Source organism: Streptomyces sp. NPDC026659, assembly GCF_040638245.1.
Taxonomy (GTDB): Bacteria; Actinomycetota; Actinomycetes; order Streptomycetales; family Streptomycetaceae; genus Streptomyces.
In genome coordinates, this window is sequence record NZ_JBEZXY010000010.1 from 261,822 (window position 1) to 279,935 (window position 18,114).

Genomic DNA, 18,114 nt, shown 5'->3' on the forward strand with positions numbered 1-18,114 from the left:
ATGTGACGATCTCGCGGCGAAGGCCGGTCCGCCGGTCAAGCCGCGGTGGCGTCCAACAGGAGGTCGAAGGCGTCGTTCGCCTCGCGGAGCACCGCCGTCGCGTCGTGGCCGCCGAGGCGCCATGCCGTCTGGTAGCAGGCGAGGGTCAACTGGGCGGCGAGGACGGCGGTGGCCGGCGGGGTGCCGTGGTCGATCAGGTGTTTTTCGAGGAGGTCGGCGTAGTGCCGGGTCTTGCGGGTGTGGCGGTCTTCGAGTTCGGGGTGCTGCGTGACCAGGCGGTGGTACACCGCGTGGTGACCGGGGTCGCGGGCGGCCTCGGTGCAGATCGCGAGCAGCAGCAGCCGTGATGTGGTCAGCGCCTGCGCGAGATCCCGGAGCGGCTCGGCGGGCGCGTCGCGCATGGCCGCGGTGAGCGCGCGCAGGAAGTCGTCCTCGGTGGAGAAGACGACTTCCTGTTTGTCGCCGAAGTAGCGGAAGAAGGTGGTGCGACCGATCTCGGCCCGCTGGGCGATCTCGTCCACGGTGACGACATCGAACCCCCGCTCCATGAAGAGCGCGAAGGCCGTCTCGATGATCCGTTCCCGGGTCTGGCGGCGCTTGCGGTCCCGCAAGGACTCCACCGGAAACTTGTTCACGCTCATTCGGTCAGGATATCCGCCCGTTCCGCCCGGCGGTCGGCGTCGACGAGGAGGGCGGCTTCGCGCCACAGCTCCTCCTCGCGGGCCTCGTCGTACGACTCCGGCGACGAGGGGACGGCGCGGCCGCGATCGAGGTAGGACCCGGTCCGGGCGCTCGGCTCGGTCAGGATCGTCCCGGCGAGCCGGGCGCCCGCCTGCCGCGGCGTCATGCCCCGGCCGAGGAAGCGCTGAAGCTGGAAGAACCCGTTGAGCACGCCCCGCACGGGCCCGGGGGCGTGGCGGAAGAAGTCGGTGCCCGCGACGAGCGCCGGGTTGTAGGAGTAGACGCCGACGCCGTCGGGCAGACGGCGGGCCAGCGCATGGGTCAGATGGATGACGCCGAGTTTGCTGGTCGCGTACGCCCGCCCGGCCTCCCGCGCTCCACCGGCACGAGGCGTGGCCAGTCGTTCCGGCGTCTCCCAGCGCGGCGGCGGCGTGGCGCCGAGCGTGTGGCGGAACTGCCCGAAGTGGCAGTCGCTCGAGGTGAGCACGATCCAGCCCGGACCGGTGAACCGGGGCAGCAGTTCCCTGACGAGCAGGTAGTGGGACAGCACGTTGACCCCGAAGGTCATCTCGTACCCGTCCGTGGTGCGCAGGTCGGTCGTCGTGACCGTCAGGCCGGCGTTGCCCAGATAGCCGCCGAGCGGCGGGAGTTGCCCGGTGTCGAGCCCCCGCAGAATCTCCGTCACCGCCCGCCTGATCTCGGCGAGCGAAACGAGGTCGCAATCCAATCCAGTGACCCCGGAAGCGCCGGTGGCCTCGACGAGTTCCGCGGCGAGGCGTTCGCCGCCCCGGCGGGCCAGCACGACGTAGTGGTCCTGCGGCCGTTCCCGGATCAGCGACTCGACGGCCTCGCGGCCGAATCCGCGGGTCACTCCGGTTAAGACGACAGTCCGGCTGTCCATGGCGGACTCCTTGGTATCGAGTTCCATGTGGTACTCAGTACCGTAACATACGGTGGTTCGCTTCGCGTCGGGTGCGACAGGCCGCTGTCCCGGCGTGCGTCGGCCGGGTGTGGAGGGGGCTCGCGGTGAAGGAAGTCCGCGAGCGGTGGCTTGAGGATTTCCCGCTCAAGGAGTCGGAATCGTCCGGTCGGAGAACGCGGCCCGGTACTCGGTCGGCGACACGTCGAGGATTCTCCGGAAGTGCAGGCGGAGGTTGGAGCCGGTTCCCAGGCCGACGCGCTCGGCGATCCGGTCGACCGGGAGCTTCGTGGTTTCCAGGAGCGCGCGGGCGGCGTCGACCCGGGCGCGCAGGACCCACTGCAACGGCGTGTCGCCGGTCTCCTCGGTGAAGCGGCGCATGAAGGTGCGCAGTGACATTCGCGCGTGCGTCGCGAGATCGGTGACGGTGAGCTGCTCGTGAAGGCGTGTCAGCGCCCATTCCCGGGTCGCCGCGAGAGTGTCGCCGTGCGGTTCCGGGCTGCTTCGGGGCAGGTACTGGGCCTGGCCGCCGGTCCGGTGGGGCGCCGTCACCAGACGGCGGGCGATGTCGTTCGCCACGCTCACACCGAGGTCGCGCCGGACGATGTGCAGGCACAGGTCGATGCCCGCCGCGACACCGGCCGAGGTGAGGACCGAACCCTCGTCGACGAACAGCACATTGGGCTCCACCCGGATGTCGGGATGACGCTGCGCCAGCAGCTCCGCCGCGTCCCAATGCGTCGTCGCGCGCCGCCCTTTCAGCAGACCCGCGTCGGCCAGGGCGAACGCGCCGTAGCAGATCGACGCGATGCGGGCTCCTCTCGCATGCGCCCTCCGAAGCGCTTCGTGCACCGCGGCCGGGACCGGTCGGCCGACCGGCGCGTAGCCGGGGACGATGATGGTGTCCGCCCCGGTCAGCGCGTCGAGGCCCTGCGGCACCGCGTACCCGAAACCCTGACTGGACGGCACCGTTCCCGCGGTGACACCGCACACCGTCAGCTCGTACGGGAATCCGTCACGCGGCTGGAACACCTGGGCCGGGATGCCGACGTCGAGCGGGAGCGCCCCTTCCAGCACAAGCACCATCACCCGGTGTGAACTCATCGTCGTCCCTCTCCTCGGCTCGCGGTGATCCATCCCCGTGGCGGAATCCTCGCATGTATTGGCATTCTTGCCGCTGGAGGGTGTCGTCCCACCGCTCGAAACTGGGTGTGCCGTCCAGCCGGGTGCGGTCCTACGTCGAGTGGAGAGGGGTTCCATGCCCATGCCGCGTCCAACGGTTCCGCCGGTCGTCGCCTTCGTCACGTCCGCCGTCGCGTTCACGGCGGTGATGGCCGCCGCGGGAGCACCGAGCGCCCTGTTGGTCGTCTACCAGCAGCGCTGGCGCTTTCCCGACAGCGAGTTGACGGTCGCGTTCGCGATCTACGCCTTCGCGCTCCTCCTCGCGCTTCTCGTCATCGGTTCCTTGTCGGATCGCATCGGCCGCCGTCCGGTACTCGTCGCGGCCCTCGCGCTCCAGGCGGTCGCGATGGCGGTGTTCCTGATCGCTCCGGACATCGGCGTCGTCATCGTCGCGCGGGCGCTGCAGGGCTTCGCGACGGGAGCGGCCACGAGCGCGTTCAGCGCCTACATCGCCGAGGTCGCACCAGCGGCGCTGAAGAAGGTTGCGGCACTGGTCGTGAGCATCGCATCCGTCGCCGGTCTCGGCATCGGTGTTTTCCTGACTGGCATCGCCATCCAGTTCGCGGCAGCACCCGCCACGGTCGTGTTCGGAGCCGCACTCGCGATCGTCGTCGTGGCCCTCGCCGTCACAGCGGTGTCGCCCGAGACGGTCGGCGGGCGTCAAGGGATCGGCGATGCCCTCGTGTCACGCGTCGGCGTGCCGGCCGCCGCCCGGACCGCGTTCGCTCGCACCGCCCCGGGGATGATCGGGATCTGGATGTCGGCCGGACTGGTCCTCGGCCTCGGGGCGTCGATCGTCCATCAAGCCCTGCACATCACCGGCGGAGCCGCCCTCGGCCTGGTGGTCGCGGCCCAGCCCCTGGCCGCGGCCTTCTCCGCGCTCGTACTCGGCCCGCTGATGCCGCCCCGGCGGTTCATGCTCGCCGGGTACGCGGCGGTCCTCGCCGGTGTGTCGCTGGAGGCGTGCTCGTTCGCGGCGGGCCTCGCCTCGCTCATCATCTGCGGCGCGATCATCACCGGCCTCGGCTTCGGCGCCGTCTTCTCCAGCACGCTCGGGCTGCTTGTCCCGCTGACGCGAGCGCAGGAGCGCGCGACGCTGTTCTCCGCCGTCTACGTCGTCGCCTATCTCGCGTACGGCGTCCCCACCATCGCGGCGGGCTTCCTCAGCGACGCCATCGGTCTGGTGCCCGCGGCGATCGTCTACGCTGCCGCGACATTCGCCACAACAGCCGCCGGACTCTTCGTCTCGCTCACTCGGACGGGATCGATGCCGAGGGACGCTCTCTCCGGCGTCGAGCATGAAGCACGAGCGCACGACGTGCGAGCGTCCGCATCGAGCACGGAATAGGTCGCGACGACGCCGTCCGCATACCGGGACCGGTGCCACGGGATCGCGACCGCCCGGACGACCACCGGCGGCTACCTGGTTCGGGTTCGGTAGCGGCCGGGCGTCGTTCCGACGACGGCGCTGAACGCCGCGATGAAGCTGCTGGGGTTGGCCCACCCGCAGGCGTTGGCGGTGTGGGTGGTGTCGTGGCCGTCGGCGAGGAGCACGAGCGCGTGGTAGAGGCGTAGCTGTGTGCGCCACTCGTAGAAGGTCATGCCGAGTTCGCCGCGGAACAGTCGGCTGAGGGTGCGGGTGCCCGCCCCGATCTTCTTCCCGAACTCGGGCAGCGTGGCGTTGTCCGCCGGGTCCTCGGACAGCATCCGGGCAATGGCCCGCAGCCGGTCGTCCCGCGGCTCCGGCAGGTGCAGCGGCTGCTCGTCCGCCTCGCGGAGTTCCTCGACGAGGACTCGGACCAGACGAGCGCGCGCGGAGCGGCTGTAACCGGGCGTGGTGTCGTCGTGGTTGCCGGGACCGGTCAGGGCGAGCACGACCTCGCGGGCGAGGCCGGAGGCCAGGAACACGGCGGGACCATCCGGCATGAACCGTGCGAGGGACGGCGTGAGGAAGACGATCCGCATGTCGGTGTCGCCGTGCGCGCGGTGCTGATGAGTGAACCCGGCGGGGGTCCAGGCGACCCGGTTGGCGGGAACGATCGACGTGCCGCGCTCGGTGTGCACCGCCAGGACGCCGCCGGCCGCGTACACCAGATGTCCCCGTGCGTGCGACTGCGTCGCACTCGTCCCGCCCGACGGCCAGAGATGACGACCACCGGAGGGCCACACATACGACGTCACGTCGGCGGATCGGCGAGGCTGGCGGTGAACGGGCATCGGTTGGCAGCCTTCGGTGGCAAGCCACTCCCCGATCCGGTGAGATTTCCTCCATGCCGAGTGGCCCCGAGGCGCGCGGAGCGCCCGACCGCACCACAGGGCATCGACGCGGCGCGCCTCGATGCCGCGGCCCGAGAGAGAACTCGCGAGAGAGGGAGAGAAACGTGGCGACGTTCGTCCTGGTACCCGGCGCCTGGAAGGGCTCCTGGTCGTTCGAGGCGGTGGTTCCGCTGCTGGAGCGTGCCGGTCACACCGTTCACGCCCTGACCCTGACCGGTCTGCGGCCGGACGACGACAAGACGACGGTCGCGACCGCCAACCTCGACACGCACGCCGACGACGTGTTGCGGCACCTCGACCGCCACCACATCACCGGCGCGACGCTGGTCGGCCACAGCTACGCCGGGATGGTGATCGCCGCAGCCGCCGACCGTGCCGACGGCCGGATCTCACGGCTGGTGCATCTGGACGCCTACGTGCCGCGCGACGGGGAGTCGTGCTGGACGTCGACGAACGAGCACTTCCGGGAGGTGTTCGCCGCCGGCGCCGAGTCCACCGGCTACGCCGTTCGACCGCCCCACGGCGGCGATCCCCGCCGCCGTCCCCATCCCCTCGCCTCGTTCCTGCAGACGATCCGGCTCTCGGGCACGCTCGACCGGATCCCCCGTCGGGAGTTCGTCCACTGCTCGGGATGGGAGGACCGGACGCCGTTCGCCGAACTGCGCACCCGGCTCCAAGCCGATCCCGAGTGGAAGGTCCACGACCTCCCCACCGGGCACGACGCCATGCACGAGGCCCCGGAGGCGGTCGCCGCACTACTGCTGGGCGAATGAACCCGGTTCGGCGTCGGTCAGCAGGGAGCTCACGACGTCCACGACGAACTCGGGTACCCGGTCCGGGAAGTCGTGGCCGGTTCCCTCCGGGGTGTAGATCCTGCGGGCCGCGCTGGAGGCCGCCAGGAAGCGGTCTCGCACGGTGAGGAAGAAGTGCCGTACCCGGGCGTTCTCCTGCGGATCGTCGACCGTGTCGAAGACCGCGCCACCGCCCGTCAGATCGCGGGGCGCCACGACGAGGAGGGGCAGGGAGCCGAGCTCGCCGTCGTGCACGACCGTCTGCCAGCCGTTGCGGGTGATGCCGTCCGGCGACAACTCGCGCAGGATCGACGCGGCGGCGCAGCTCGCCCTGGTCCTGGACTCGACAGTGGCGAGGACCCGCGCCGGATCGTCGGAAGGGTGTGCCTCGTTCCTGGGCAGGAGGGGGTGGAGACCGAAGAGGTGGCGCAGCGCGCGGAGAGCCTGGTCCCGGCCGGCGTGCCGCAGGGTCGCGAGCGACGGACCGAAGGCGACGACATCGGGCGGGGTGGGATCGAGCAGCACCAGGCCGGCCACCAGATCGGGGCGGCGCCTGGCGGCGTTGGCCATGAGGAGCCCCCCGAAGGAGTGCCCCACGAGGACGAAGGGCCCTTCTTCGCCTGCCCGCTCCAGCGCCGTGAGCAGTTCGACGGCCTCGGCCGCCGTCGTGCGCGGGAAGGGGCCCGGGTCGCTCCAGCCGGAGCCCGGACGGTCCACCAGGACCGAACGCGTCCGCTCCCGCGCCAGCGCGTGCAGTCGGTGCATGGCGTAGCCGCCCGCGTGGCCGCCCGGCATCCAGACCACCGTGGGCCCCGACCCGGCGTCTCCCTCGGCGAGGACGTGCATCCGATGGCCGCCCACGTCCACCAGGCGTCCGGGCGGGGGATACCCGAGGCCGACCCGCCGCACATGCACCATGTGGCGCAGTGACCCGAGTCCGAGCGCGAGCGCCACGGCACAGAGCGCGCCACCGAGAACGCGCCGACCGTGACCCCGGGTGACGCACCATCCGCCCACGGCCGCCGGTGGCAGGGCGATGACCAGCCCGGCCCAGTCCCGGCTGAGCAACTGGAGTGCCGCGTCGGCGGCGCGTGCGCCCGGTCGCATGGTTCCCTCTCCCGTCCCGGCCATGGTGGCCGCCGTCGGGGACACCGCGCGTCTGAGCACCCGGCACAAGCATCGTCCCCCGAGATCCCCGGGGGCGCCATGCGTGGTGCCGGGGCGTTGTGGTCACAGGGGCGCAGTCGGACGCGCGCCGGACGCGCGCCGGTACGGGGGAGCAGGGCGCCGTCAGGCCGGGCCGGTTCCGCACGGGCGCGCGAGGCGTGCCGCCACGTCCGCGACCACTTCGGCTTCCCGGGCCGCGAGATAGAAGTGGTCCCCGGGAAACGAGCGCAGTTCGAAGGAGCCCGGTGCGGTGAGGTCGGACCAGGCGCGGACGCGGTCGAGTGCGCAACTCGGATCGTCCTGGCCGACGTACGCCGTGATCGGTGCCTTGACCGGTGTCGGACGCGTGGGGCGGTAACCCTCGATGAGCCGGTAGTCCGCCCGGAGGGCGGGCAGCAGCAGGTCGCGCAGCTCCGGGATGTCGTACGCCTCGGAGTGCAGGTCGCCGAGGCTCTGGACGCGGCTGATCAAGGTGTTGTCGTCGGCGCCGTGCAGTGTGGCGCGTTCGGTGCGATGCGGGGCCTCGTGCGCGGAGACCAGCAGCTGCTCCGGGACGGTGCCGCGGGCCTCCAGGCGCACGGCCAGCTCGTAGGCGACGCACGCGCCCATGCTGTGCCCGAACAGCGCCAGCGGCCGGTCGAGCCATGGCTCCAGCGCGTCCTCGATCGCGTCGGCCAGGGTGGCCATGTCCTCGACGCAGGCTTCCGCCAGCCGGTCCTGGCGGCCGGGATAGCGCACGGCGAGCACCTCGACGTCCTCCGGCAGCAGTGCGGGCCAGCCGTGGAACAACTGCGCCGTGCCGCCCGCGTGCGGGAAGCACACCAGCCGAAGCCTCGGGTCCACCGGACGCCGGTGGACCCGAAGCCACTTCCCGGTCACGACGCGCTTGCGGCGGCTCGGGCAGCGGTGGAACCGGCGCGACGCCCCTTGCGGGCGGTCTGGTGCGTGCCGTCGGTCGTCGAGGCGCCGGCGTCGGTGGTGGCAGCGCGGTGCTCGGCCTCCTGCGTCAGCTGGACGGCGAGGACCTCGGCGGTCGCCTCGGCGGCGATGTCGTGGATTCCCTCGCCCGCTTCGTGGACGACACGCTTGACGCTCATTCCCAGGCCCACCGACGTTCTGACAAGCCCTCGCAGGACGGGTTTGCCGAACTTCTTGGCCACGGAAGCGGTGATCAGGCCGATCAGGAAGGGAGGTACTACGGGAGGCATGGCAGGACGTCCTTCTCTTCTGCCGGGAGGGCGATGACGGAAAGGCGACGAGCTCTTCGTCACGGAGAGTATCCGCGACGGAGCGAAAAGTCACCGGTTCGGCCGTGACCTTCACTCGTTCGAGGAGAAGGGGCCGCCCGTGACGGCCTGTTCATGCCCTCGGGAGCTCAGGGCGCGGCGTGTCTCCCGCGCCACCCGTCGGCGGAGCACGGGAAACGGCAGCGTGCCGCCGCCCAGCACGGCCTCGTGGAAGGCGCGCACGTCGAACGCGTCCCCGGAGTCGCGCTCGACCGCTTTCCGCAATGCCGTGAACTCCGCGTATCCCGCCCGGTACGTCAGCGCCTGGCCCGGCAGATCGGTCGAGTAACGCAGCAACTCGGTCGTGATCTGCCCGTCGGACTCGGCCGCCCCGTGGGCGCTCATGAAGGCGCGCGCCTGCTCCAGCGCCATCGTCCCGAGGTTCAGGCCGGTGTCGATGACCAGGCGCTGCGCGGTGAACCGCTCGTGGGCCAGGCGTCCGTACGCGTCCCACGGGTCGTCGTACAGCCCCATCTCCCAGCCGAGACCGGCGGCGTACTCCGCCCATCCCTCCTCGAACCCGCCGAACGGCACCAGTTCGCGCCGCAGGTCGGGCAGGGTGGTGTCCTCGGCCTGGCGGGCGAGGTGGAAGTGGTGGCCGGGCGCCAGCTCGTGGTGGATCAGCGCGGCCGAGCCGAGCAGGGAGCGGTGCGCCAGGTCCGAGGCGTTGTAGCGGTAGCGTCCCACCGGTCGCGCCGCGGTCGGCGGGTCGTAGTAGCCGTACGTCATCGACTTCTCGAGCGCCGGGTCGAGGCGGGCCACGCCGTAGGGGGCCCGGGGCATGACCGCGAACCAGCGCGGCAGCAGCGGGGTGAGCCGGTCGAGATGCCCCAGGTAGCGGTCCTCGACCTCCTCCGGGGTGGCGGCGTACAGGCGGGGCTCGGTCGCGAGGCGGGTGTGGAACTCCGCCTCCGTTCCCGTGAAGCCGAGCGTGTGCCGCAACTCCCGCATCCGCTCCCCGAGTTCGCGGCAGTGCTCACGGCCGAGCGCGTGGAGGCGTTCGGGCGGGGTGTCGCCGGACGTGTACGTCCGGACGAAGGCCCGGTACGCCGCCTCGCCCTCCTGGTAGTGCGCCCAGCCGACCGTCCGCGGGGCCCGCCCGAGGTAGTCCGGGTCGCCCACGAGGGCGAGGAGCCGGTCGAACGCCGGCTCCAGCTCGGTGGCCACGATCCCGGCCACCGCGTCGCGCAGGCGGCCCCGGCTCGCGGAGTCGAGTCGCGTGACCCGCTCGGCGTCCACGCGGACGTACCGGGCCGCCGACGCCCGCAGTCGCCCGATGGTGGAGCAGGCCCCGGCCAGCGCCGGGACCGGGACGCGGAATCCCCGGGCCGCCTGCCCGGCGGCCTTGTCGGCGATCGTCGCCACGCAGCGCGCCAGATCCCGCACGAGGGACACATACCGGTCCGCGTCGGCCCGGTGCTCGAAGCGGTACGGACGGAAGACCATGTCCCCGTACTGCTGGAGCCGGAAGAGCCGGTACGGCGTGGCGGTGGGGGTGAGCCAGTGGAAGCGTCCCGCCTCCGCCTCCTGTTCGGCCAGCGCCCGGAGGAAACCCGCGGTGTCGGCGGTGGCGCCGGACAGCTCCGCGGGCCGCAGCGTGTCCAGCCGCTCCAGCACCCCTGCCGCGAACCGGCCGCGCTCGTCGTCCTCCGCGGCGGACACCCCCGGCAGCGATTCGACCGGCAGTCCGCGGCGTGTCCGCAACGACGGCTCACGGGCCAGCAGGAAGTCCCAGTACGCGGCCGCGAGCCGGTCGACCTCCCGCGCCGCCGAGCCGTCAGGGTGGTCCGATGGATGGTTCGCCATGGCGTCAGTGTGCGCCCGGGTGATGGCAGGTCAGGACGTACGCGGGCACCGCGAGTCGGGCAGGCTCACTCGGACGGGGGAATCGGTCCGCCTCGTTCGTGTCCAGGTCCGGAAAGCCCGTCCGACGCCGTCGGACCCGGTGGCACGATGCCGCCATGCACCGCCGCACCGTGTCGTTCCCCAGGGCCCGGTCGGCCGTGGTGACGTTGGCCGTTGCCGCCTCGGCCGTGTCGGCGGGCTGTGGCGGTGAGACGTCGTCGATCCACACCCCCGTCGTGATGGGGGGCACGGTCACCGTCGCCACCGCCGCCGAGACGCCGGATTTCCATCCGTACGCGCAGTTCGGCTCCGCCCTGGCCCCCTACGCCTACGACTCGCTGGTCAGCACGGCGCCGGGCGGGCGGGTGGTGTCCGGGCTGGCCGGGACCTGGCACGACGGAGCCGTCTCGGCGAGCTTCACCCTGCGCAAGGGAGTGACCTGCTCCGACGGCACGCCGCTCACCGCCTCCGGGGTGGCCCGCTCGCTGCGGTACGCGGGCGATCCCCGCAACCGGCTCGTCGGCGCCAGGGCGGCGCTGCCCGATGTGCCGTTCACGGTGTCGGCCGACGACGCGGCACGGACGGTGTCGGTGCGCACGGCATCACCGTACGGCTTCATCCTGCGGACGGTCGGTCTGCTGCCCGTCGTCTGCCCGGCCGGGCTCACGGATCCCGGCGCGCTGGCCCGGAGCACGCGGGGCACGGGGCCGTACGTGCTGAGCGGCTACACCTCGGGCGGCCCGTACGTCTTCACCCGGCGCAAGGGGTACGCGTGGGGGCCGGGGGGAGCGACCAACGCGGCCCCGGGGCAGCCCGAGCGGATCGTGGTGTCGGTGGTGCCGCAGGAGTCCACGGTGGCGAACCTGCTGCTCACGGGCGGGGTGAACATCGCGGCGGTGACCGGCCCCGACCGCGCGCGGCTGACCGGACACGGCCTGGCCGCCGCGCGGGTTCCGACCGTCGTGGGGCTCACCTTCTTCAACGAACGGCCCGGCCGCCCCCTGAGCGATCCCGTGCTGCGCCGGGCACTCGTGGGGGCCCTGGACCGCAAGGGCCTCGCCAATGTGGCGATCGGCGGCGAGGGCACGCCCGCGAGCCATCTGACGGCCGCGGATTCCGTCTGCCACGCGGACGTGGCCGCCGCCAACCTGCCCTCGCGCGGCGCCGTGCGGGCCCTGGGAACCGCGGGCTGGACGAAGGACGCGCGGGGCAGGCTGGTCAAGCGGGGCCGGCCGCTGAAGCTGCGGCTGCTCAGCAGCCCCGACTTCGGCTCCACCCTGCCGTCGGTCGCCGAACTGATGGCCGCCACCTGGCGGGCGCTGGGCGCGGACGTCGACCTCGTCAGCGAGAGCCGCAACGCGGTCGTCCAGGCCATGTACCAGAGCGGGGACTTCGACGTCGTGGTCGGCAGCTCGCCCGGCCCGCCGCTGCCCGCGCAGCTCACCCCGTACTTCTCCGGCCCGCCGCCGTCGCGGGGACTGAACTTCGCACACGTCACCAACCACGCCTACGACCGCTTCGCCGCCCTCGCGCTGCGCGCGCCGGGCACCGCCGGGTGCGCGGACTGGAACCGGGCCGCCGCGGCGCTGTTCCGCTCGGCCGACGCGCTGCCCGTCGCCGACGGCACGGGCACCGTGTACGGCTACCGGACGACCTTCGCCGTCGCGCCCGGTGGACGGGTCGTACCGACCAGCATCCGCCTGCACAGATAGTGGCGGACGCCCCGACCGGCATCCGCCCGCACAGGCAGCGGTGGACGCCCGCCCACGACCAGCCGAGGGGAACCCGTATGACGACCGTGTCCGCGCGGCTCGGCGCCCTGACCCGGCGCCACCCGTGGGGGGTGTTCTGCTGTCGGCGCGCGGTGCGGCTGACGCTCTCCCTCCTCGTCGTCGTCACCGCCTCGTTCGCGATGATCCGGCTGGTACCCGGCGACCCCGTCCGGGCCGCGCTGGGCGTGGACGCGCCGCCGGACCTGGTGGCGGCGAAGCGGCACCAACTCGGTCTGGACACGGGCCTGTCGGCACAGTACTGGCGCTACCTGCGGAACCTGTTCCAGGGAGATCTCGGCGTCTCCCTGGTGACGGGCGAGCCGGTGGCCGACCTGGTCGGCGCACGTCTGCCGGCCACCCTGCTGCTGGCCGTCCTGGCCTTCGCCTGCGTCCTCGTCGTTGCCCTTCCCGGCGGGCTGCTCGCCGCGGTGTGGACACGCGGAGGGCGGCGCCCCCGGGCGGAACTGGCGTTCACCGCCACCACCTCCGCCCTGGCCGGTGTGCCGGACTTCGTGCTCGCCGCGGGTCTCACCGCGGGATTGGCGGTCGGTCTGCGCCTCTTTCCGGCGGCCGGTGACCTCGGTCCCCGGTCCTACGTGCTGCCCGTGCTCGCGCTGGCCCTCGCTCCGGCCGCGGTTCTCCTGCGGATCGTCCGGGTGGAGACGCTCAAGGTGCTCGCGGCCGACCATGTGCGCGCCGCCCGGGCGAAACGGCTGCCCGCCGCCCCGCTCTGGCTGCGCCACGTGGCACCGAACGCCCTGACCGCGTCACTGACGCTCGCCGGGAACCTGCTGCCGGGCCTGATCGCGGGAACGGTACTGGTCGAGAAGGTCTTCGCCTGGCCCGGCATCGGGTCGGCGATGGCGCAGTCCGTGGCCGCGCAGGACTACGCGGTCGTCGAGGCGACCGTGCTGGTGATGGGCTCGGCCGTCCTCGTCGTGAATTTCCTCGTCGACCTCGCGCTCGCGCTGCTCGACCCCCGCTCGGTCATCCGGGAGACGTGATCCGATGGTGCTGTCCCCTCCCTCCGCTCCCTCCGCTCCGCGTACGGCGACCGGCAGGCCACGCGCGTGGCGGTCGGGCTGGGCCTCGCCCATGGGCGTCGTCACCCTGGTGATGCTCGCCTCGCTCGCCGTACTCGCCGTCGCCGGAGCGGTGTTCTGGGGGCAGGCCGCCGACCGCCCCGACCCGTCGTCGGTACTGCTGGCACCCACTGCGGGCCATCCGCTCGGCACGGACCGCCTCGGTCGGGATCTGCTGGCCCGGCTGCTCTCGGCGACCTGGCTCTCCCTGCTGCTCGCCGTCGGGGCCACGCTCATGGGAGCCTCCGCGGGGATCGGGCTCGGCGCGCTCACCGCCGTCGTGGGCAGACGCGCACGCCGTCTGCTGGGAGCCCTGATCAACCTCCTGCTCGCCTTCCCCGCGCTCCTCGTCACGATGTTCTTCGCGGCCCTCCTCGGCGCGGGCGCGGGCGGGGCCGTCTGCGCACTGGCCATCGCCTGCGCACCGGGCTTCGCGCGCATCACGCAGACCCTCGCCGCCGAAGTCGCCGGAACCGACTTCATGGCGGCGGCGCGCGTGCTGGGCCTGCGCCGCCACCGGCTCCTCCTGCGCCATGTCCTTCCGCACATCGCCGAACCGCTGATCCTCAACACCACGGTCGCCGCGGGCTCGGCACTCGTGGCCCTGTCGGGACTGAGCTTCCTCGGCCTCGGGGTCCAGCCCCCCTCGTACGACTGGGGGCTCCTGCTGAGCCAGGGCCTGGACCGCGTCTACACCGAGCCGCTGCCCGCCGTGGCACCCGGCATCGCCATCGTCTACGCCGCCGTGGCCTTCCAGTTGCTGGGCGAGATGCTGGCCGGAGCCGCCGTACGACGCCCCCGCCCACGGCGACTCGAGGAACGCGCGCTCCCCGCACGTACCGGCCCTCCGGCCGCCGCCGACCACGTGCTGGAAGTGGAGGACCTGCGGGTCGAGCTGCCCACGGCGGACGGGGTGCTCCGGCCCGTCCGCGGTGTCACGCTAGCCCTGCGGCGCGGCGAGATGGCCGGGCTGGTCGGCGAGTCCGGCTCCGGCAAGTCACTGACGGCGCTCGCCCTCGCCGATCTGCTGCCGGACGGCGCCCGCGCGACCTGGGGCACCCACCGGTTTCTCGGCGCGGACGCCGAGTCGTCGAACAGGGCGGAGCGGCGCGGGCAGTTGGCGACGGGAATGGCGATGATCTTCCAGAACCCGGCGTCGGCCCTCAACCCGTCCCTCCGCATCGGCACGCAGATGACGGAGGCCGTGCGCACCCACCGAGGCACCTCTCGTGCCGAGGCCGTCGAACAGGCCCTGGCCCAACTGCGCCGGGTGGCGCTGCCCGGCGGGCGCCGGTTGCTGCGCTCCCGGCCCTTCCAGCTGTCCGGCGGTCAGCGCCAGCGGGTGGCGATCGCGACCGCCGCCATGATGCGGCCCGACCTCATCATCGCGGACGAGCCGACGACGGCCCTGGACGTCACCGTGCAGCGGCAGATCATGGACCTGCTCCGCGACATCCGGCGCGACGACGCCACCGCGATCCTCTTCATCAGCCACGACATCGCCCTGGTCGCCGACGCCTGCGACCGGGTGCTGGTCATGTACGGCGGAACGGTCGTGGAGAACCTGCCCGCCCGTGAACTGGCGACCGGCGCACGGCATCCGTACACGCGCGCCCTCGTCGCCTTGGTCCCGGACCTGGACGCGGACCGCGACCGCCCGCTCCACACCATCGAGGGAGGGCTGCCCGATCCGTACGGCGCGGCTCCGGGCTGCCCGTTCCACGACCGCTGTCCGCACCGGCTGGACCGGTGCGCCGTGGAGAGCCCCGTACTGTCGCCGCTCGGCCCGGAGCACGACGTCGCCTGCTGGCAGCCGGTGTCGCAGGCACCGCTCGGCGCACAGCGGGAGACGGAGGAGGCGGACCGGTGAGGGAAGGCACAGGACTCGCGCTGTACGACGTCACCGTCCGCCACCACGGGCCGTCCGGGCCGGTCACGGCGGTGGACGGGGTGTCACTGGAGGTTCCCCGGGGCACGACGGTCGGCCTGGTGGGTGAGTCCGGTTCGGGAAAGTCCACCCTGGCCCGGGCGGTCGTCGGACTGGACAGCCCCTGCGCAGGGCGGATCACGGTCGGCGGGCTGGAGTACCGGGGGCGCCGGGCGGCCGACCGGCGCCGGCTGGGCCGACAGGTCCAGCTGGTGTTCCAGGACCCGGACACCGCGCTGGACCCGCGTATGACGGTACGTCAGTCGCTCGCCGAAGCGGCCGGGGCCTTCGTCCGGCTGGACCGTCGCGGCCGCGAACGGCGCGTCGGCGAGTTGCTGGCGCTCGTCGGCCTCGACGCGGGCTGCGCCGACCGGGTGCCGGGGCAGCTCTCCGGCGGGCAGCGCCAGCGCGTGGCCGTCGCCCGCGCGCTGGCCGTCGATCCGGCGGTTCTCATCGCCGACGAGATCACCTCGGCGCTCGACGTGTCGGTCCGGGCGGCGCTCCTCACCACGCTCCGGGACCTGCAACGACGCCTGGGCTTCGCCATGTTGTTCATCAGCCACGACCTCGCCGCCGTCCGCCACGTGTCGGACGCCGTCGCCGTGATGTACCTCGGCCGGATCGTCGAGAACGCGCCCACCGAGAGCCTGCTGCGCGGCCCGAGGCATCCCTACACCCGAACTTTGCTGTCCGCCGTGCCGAGCCTGCGCGCCGGACGACGAGCGGCCGAGGTGCCGCTCCTTTCCGGGGAGGTGCCCGACCCCGCGTCACCGCCGGCCGGGTGCCGCTTCCATCCACGGTGCCCGGTGGGGCCGGACCGGCTTCCCGGGCGGGACGTCTGCGCCGTGCGCGACCCCCGGCCGGAGGCGTCCTGGCAGCCGCACGGCGTCGCGTGCCACTTCCCGTGGGGGCCGGTGCGACCGGCACCGGCCCCGTGACCTTGGGACCGGCCCGTCAGCGGCCGCGGGCCGTGCCGAGCTTGGAACTCAGCACCGAGAGGAAGGTCGGCAGCCGGTCCACCGCGGACTTGGGGACAGGGGTGACCTGGACCGTGTCCCGCACCACGTCCTGCACGACGAGCTTGTAGGCACCGTCCTCCTGGACGAGTTCGGCGGTGTAGAGCAGTGTTTCCACCAGAGGTCCTCCGGTTGTCTCGGGTGACGGATCAGGCGCCGTTGAGCCAGGCGTTCCACACCTTGGTGGCCCGCTCGTCGTCCGCGTCCTCGCCGAAGAGGTGGTGGCCCACCCAGATCGGCCAGTTCCAGGAGCTGCCGTTGAAGAACCGGTACAGCGCGTTGGGGCCGCGCAGGCCGACGAAGTCGGGGTTGATCCAGTCCACGACCACCTCTTCCGGGCCCCCGTCCGCACCCGGGATGTCGAGCGTCAGCCGGTCGCCGACGGCAGCGTCGTCGGCGAGGCCGAGACGGCGGCGCAGCGCGGCGAAGTCGGCGGGGTCCTCGGTGCGCTCGCTCCGGCCCGCCTTGACGTAGACGGCGGGACGCCCCGCGAAGTGCCGCAGATACTCGGCCAGGCCGTGCTGGTAGAAGTCGACGTGCTTCTCGGCCGCGTCGGACTTGACGTCCCAGTACTCGTCGACGACTCCCGTGTGCACCCAGTGGATTCCCATCCGCAGGTGGCTGGTCCCGTCGTCGAGCGGTTCGATCCGGTAGGTCAGGGTGTTGGAGAACCCGTCGTCCATGGACACGCGCACGGCGAAGTGGTGCGGCGGCTCCCAGGCCACGACGGTGCCGTCGGCCCGGGTGACCTTTCCGCCGACGTGCGGCTCGACCTCCATGGGGTACAGCCAGCCGAGGTTGCCCTCGCCGGTGGCGACCGCGTGCCAGACCTGCTCGGGCGTGGCGGTCAGGTGCTGCTCCCGGCGGACCTCGAACTCTCGCGCCATGGTCGGTTCTCCTTCGTCGTCGTTCATGCGTCAGTAGGTGAGCGGCAGGGCGGTCAGCCGCCGCTGCAGTGGGTTGGGCCGCCAGTCGAGGGCCGCGCCGTCGGCCAGCCGCAGGCGCGGGAGCCGGCGGACCAGCGTGCCGACGGCCACCTCCGCCTGGAGCTTGGCCAGGGGACCGCCCAGGCAGAAGTGCGGCCCGTTGCCGAAACTCAGATGCCGGTTGCCGGAGCGGGACAGGTCGAGCCGGTCCGGGTCCTCGAAGCGCTCGGGATCACGGTTGGTCGCGGCGAGCAGCAGGTACACCAGCTCGCCCTCGCGCAGCGTCCGCCCGCCGATCCCGAGGTCCTCGGCCACGACCCGGACGATCGCCTGGGTCGGCGTGTCGTAGCGGGCGAGTTCGTCGACGGCCGTGCGGATCAGCGCCGGATCCTCGCGCAGCCGGGCCAGCTGGCCGGGGTGGCGCAGCAGGGCCAGGACGCTGTTGCCGATCAGGTGGGTGGTGGTCTCGTCGCCCGCCGTGATCAGGACGAAGCAGGTGGACAGCAGCTCGGAATCGGTGAGCCGGTCGTCCTGCGCCTGCGTCGCCACCAGCGCGCTGATCAGGTCGTCGCCCGGAACGGCCCGGCGTCGGCGCACCAGCCGGGCGAGGTACTCCTCGTACTGCCCGATCGCGGCCTCCGACTTCCCGAGGTCCTCGGAGAGCCGCCCGAAGCGGCGGAACCAGCCCTTGACCCGGGGCCGGTCCTCGGGCGGAATGCCGAACAACTCGCAGACCACGGACAGCGGCAGCGGTGAGGCCACCGCCTCGATCAGATCCATGGACGGCCCGGCCGCGACCGCCTCGTCGACGAGCCGGTCGACGATCCGCTGGATGCCGTCGCGCAGGGCCTCGACCCGCCGGGCGGTGAAGGCGCGGTTGGCGAGCTTGCGCAGCCGGGCGTGGTCCGGCGGGTCGGTGTTGGTCATCACCCGGCCCAGCCGGTCGGTGATCCGGCTGAAGGCCTTGAGATCGCCGCCGAGCGCACCGTAGGCGCGGGTCATCCTGTCCCGGTCGTTGGACAGCCGTAAGTCTCCGAGGGCCGACTCGACGTCGGCGTACCGGGTGAGGTACCAGATGCCCTGGGGGCTGCGGTGGACCGGGCTCTCCTGCCGCATCCGGGCGTAGAAGGGATACGGGTCCAGGCGTGCCTCGGGCGTGTGCAGCGCTGCGGCGAGGTCGCCGGGCGGGACGGGGCCCGCGCTGCCGCGGGCCCCGTCCAGGGTGTCGGTGGAGTTCACGTCG

The 18,114-nt window shown here is 72.7% G+C and carries 17 protein-coding genes; 6 read left to right on the forward strand and 11 right to left on the reverse strand.

Annotation, left to right across the window (positions count from 1 at the left end; translation table 11 throughout):
* Positions 1-35 precede the first annotated feature (35 nt).
* From AB0E91_RS25185 to AB0E91_RS25195, 3 genes are all read right to left on the reverse strand, one after another.
* Positions 36-641, reverse strand: coding sequence for a TetR family transcriptional regulator (locus AB0E91_RS25185; protein ID WP_361786122.1), 606 nt, complete (start codon positions 639-641; stop codon positions 36-38).
* Entirely contained in the window at positions 638-1,609 is a 972-nt protein-coding gene (locus AB0E91_RS25190; RefSeq protein ID WP_361786125.1) for an SDR family NAD(P)-dependent oxidoreductase, read from the reverse strand. Before AB0E91_RS25190 ends, AB0E91_RS25185 begins: the two co-directional genes overlap by 4 nt.
* Before the next feature lie 138 nt (positions 1,610-1,747).
* Positions 1,748-2,704 (reverse strand): helix-turn-helix domain-containing protein, encoded by a 957-nt coding sequence (locus AB0E91_RS25195; RefSeq protein ID WP_361786233.1) that lies wholly within the window; start codon positions 2,702-2,704, stop codon positions 1,748-1,750.
* Positions 2,705-2,864: 160 nt separating this feature from the next.
* On the opposite strand from AB0E91_RS25195, the gene AB0E91_RS25200 reads away from it, so the two are divergent.
* Positions 2,865-4,130 carry an MFS transporter gene (locus tag AB0E91_RS25200; protein WP_361786128.1) on the forward strand — a complete coding sequence of 422 codons (1,266 nt, stop codon included), beginning with the start codon at positions 2,865-2,867 and terminating at the stop codon, positions 4,128-4,130.
* Between the two features lie 71 nt (positions 4,131-4,201).
* On the opposite strand, the gene AB0E91_RS25205 is transcribed toward AB0E91_RS25200, so the two are convergent.
* The gene (locus AB0E91_RS25205; RefSeq protein ID WP_361786131.1) at positions 4,202-4,873 is read right to left on the reverse strand and encodes an AraC family transcriptional regulator; all 672 of its coding nucleotides are present in this window, start codon (positions 4,871-4,873) and stop codon (positions 4,202-4,204) included.
* A gap of 290 nt (positions 4,874-5,163) precedes the next feature.
* Here AB0E91_RS25205 and AB0E91_RS25210 point away from each other — a divergent pair, with 290 nt between their 5' ends.
* Positions 5,164-5,832: an alpha/beta fold hydrolase gene (locus AB0E91_RS25210; RefSeq protein WP_361786134.1), complete on the forward strand. Its 669-nt coding sequence runs from the start codon at positions 5,164-5,166 to the stop codon at positions 5,830-5,832.
* Here the strand turns inward: AB0E91_RS25210 and AB0E91_RS25215 are convergent.
* The 4 genes from AB0E91_RS25215 to AB0E91_RS25230 all read right to left on the reverse strand — a co-directional run bounded on the left by AB0E91_RS25215 (position 5,815) and on the right by AB0E91_RS25230 (position 10,109).
* Positions 5,815-6,957 carry an alpha/beta fold hydrolase gene (locus AB0E91_RS25215; protein WP_361786137.1) on the reverse strand — a complete coding sequence of 381 codons (1,143 nt, stop codon included), beginning with the start codon at positions 6,955-6,957 and terminating at the stop codon, positions 5,815-5,817. The two genes, AB0E91_RS25210 and AB0E91_RS25215, sit on opposite strands and share 18 nt — an antisense overlap.
* Before the next feature lie 183 nt (positions 6,958-7,140).
* Positions 7,141-7,839: an alpha/beta fold hydrolase gene (locus AB0E91_RS25220; protein WP_361786140.1), complete on the reverse strand. Its 699-nt coding sequence runs from the start codon at positions 7,837-7,839 to the stop codon at positions 7,141-7,143.
* Positions 7,840-7,892: 53 nt separating this feature from the next.
* Positions 7,893-8,225 carry a DUF5132 domain-containing protein gene (locus AB0E91_RS25225; RefSeq protein ID WP_361786143.1) on the reverse strand — a complete coding sequence of 111 codons (333 nt, stop codon included), beginning with the start codon at positions 8,223-8,225 and terminating at the stop codon, positions 7,893-7,895.
* Positions 8,226-8,336: 111 nt separating this feature from the next.
* Positions 8,337-10,109 (reverse strand): DUF885 domain-containing protein, encoded by a 1,773-nt coding sequence (locus AB0E91_RS25230; RefSeq protein WP_361786146.1) that lies wholly within the window; start codon positions 10,107-10,109, stop codon positions 8,337-8,339.
* Positions 10,110-10,264: 155 nt separating this feature from the next.
* On the opposite strand from AB0E91_RS25230, the gene AB0E91_RS25235 reads away from it, so the two are divergent.
* From AB0E91_RS25235 to AB0E91_RS25250, 4 genes are all read left to right on the forward strand, one after another.
* Positions 10,265-11,860 carry an ABC transporter substrate-binding protein gene (locus AB0E91_RS25235; protein WP_361786149.1) on the forward strand — a complete coding sequence of 532 codons (1,596 nt, stop codon included), beginning with the start codon at positions 10,265-10,267 and terminating at the stop codon, positions 11,858-11,860.
* A gap of 77 nt (positions 11,861-11,937) precedes the next feature.
* Positions 11,938-12,924 (forward strand): ABC transporter permease, encoded by a 987-nt coding sequence (locus tag AB0E91_RS25240; protein ID WP_361786152.1) that lies wholly within the window; start codon positions 11,938-11,940, stop codon positions 12,922-12,924.
* A gap of 4 nt (positions 12,925-12,928) precedes the next feature.
* Entirely contained in the window at positions 12,929-14,872 is a 1,944-nt protein-coding gene (locus AB0E91_RS25245) for a dipeptide/oligopeptide/nickel ABC transporter permease/ATP-binding protein (protein WP_361786155.1), read from the forward strand.
* Positions 14,869-15,867: an ABC transporter ATP-binding protein gene (locus AB0E91_RS25250; protein WP_361786158.1), complete on the forward strand. Its 999-nt coding sequence runs from the start codon at positions 14,869-14,871 to the stop codon at positions 15,865-15,867. The genes AB0E91_RS25245 and AB0E91_RS25250 overlap by 4 nt, the downstream gene beginning before the upstream one ends.
* Before the next feature lie 16 nt (positions 15,868-15,883).
* Here AB0E91_RS25250 and AB0E91_RS25255 read toward each other — a convergent pair whose 3' ends face one another.
* The 3 genes from AB0E91_RS25255 to AB0E91_RS25265 are packed head-to-tail and all read right to left on the reverse strand — an operon-like array spanning position 15,884 to position 18,110.
* Positions 15,884-16,063 carry a hypothetical protein gene (locus AB0E91_RS25255; RefSeq protein WP_361786161.1) on the reverse strand — a complete coding sequence of 60 codons (180 nt, stop codon included), beginning with the start codon at positions 16,061-16,063 and terminating at the stop codon, positions 15,884-15,886.
* Between the two features lie 31 nt (positions 16,064-16,094).
* A complete protein-coding gene (locus tag AB0E91_RS25260) occupies positions 16,095-16,832 on the reverse strand; it encodes an SRPBCC family protein (protein WP_361786164.1) in 738 nt (245 codons plus the stop codon).
* 30 nt (positions 16,833-16,862) lie between these two features.
* A complete protein-coding gene (locus AB0E91_RS25265; protein ID WP_361786167.1) occupies positions 16,863-18,110 on the reverse strand; it encodes a cytochrome P450 in 1,248 nt (415 codons plus the stop codon).
* Positions 18,111-18,114 lie beyond the last annotated feature (4 nt).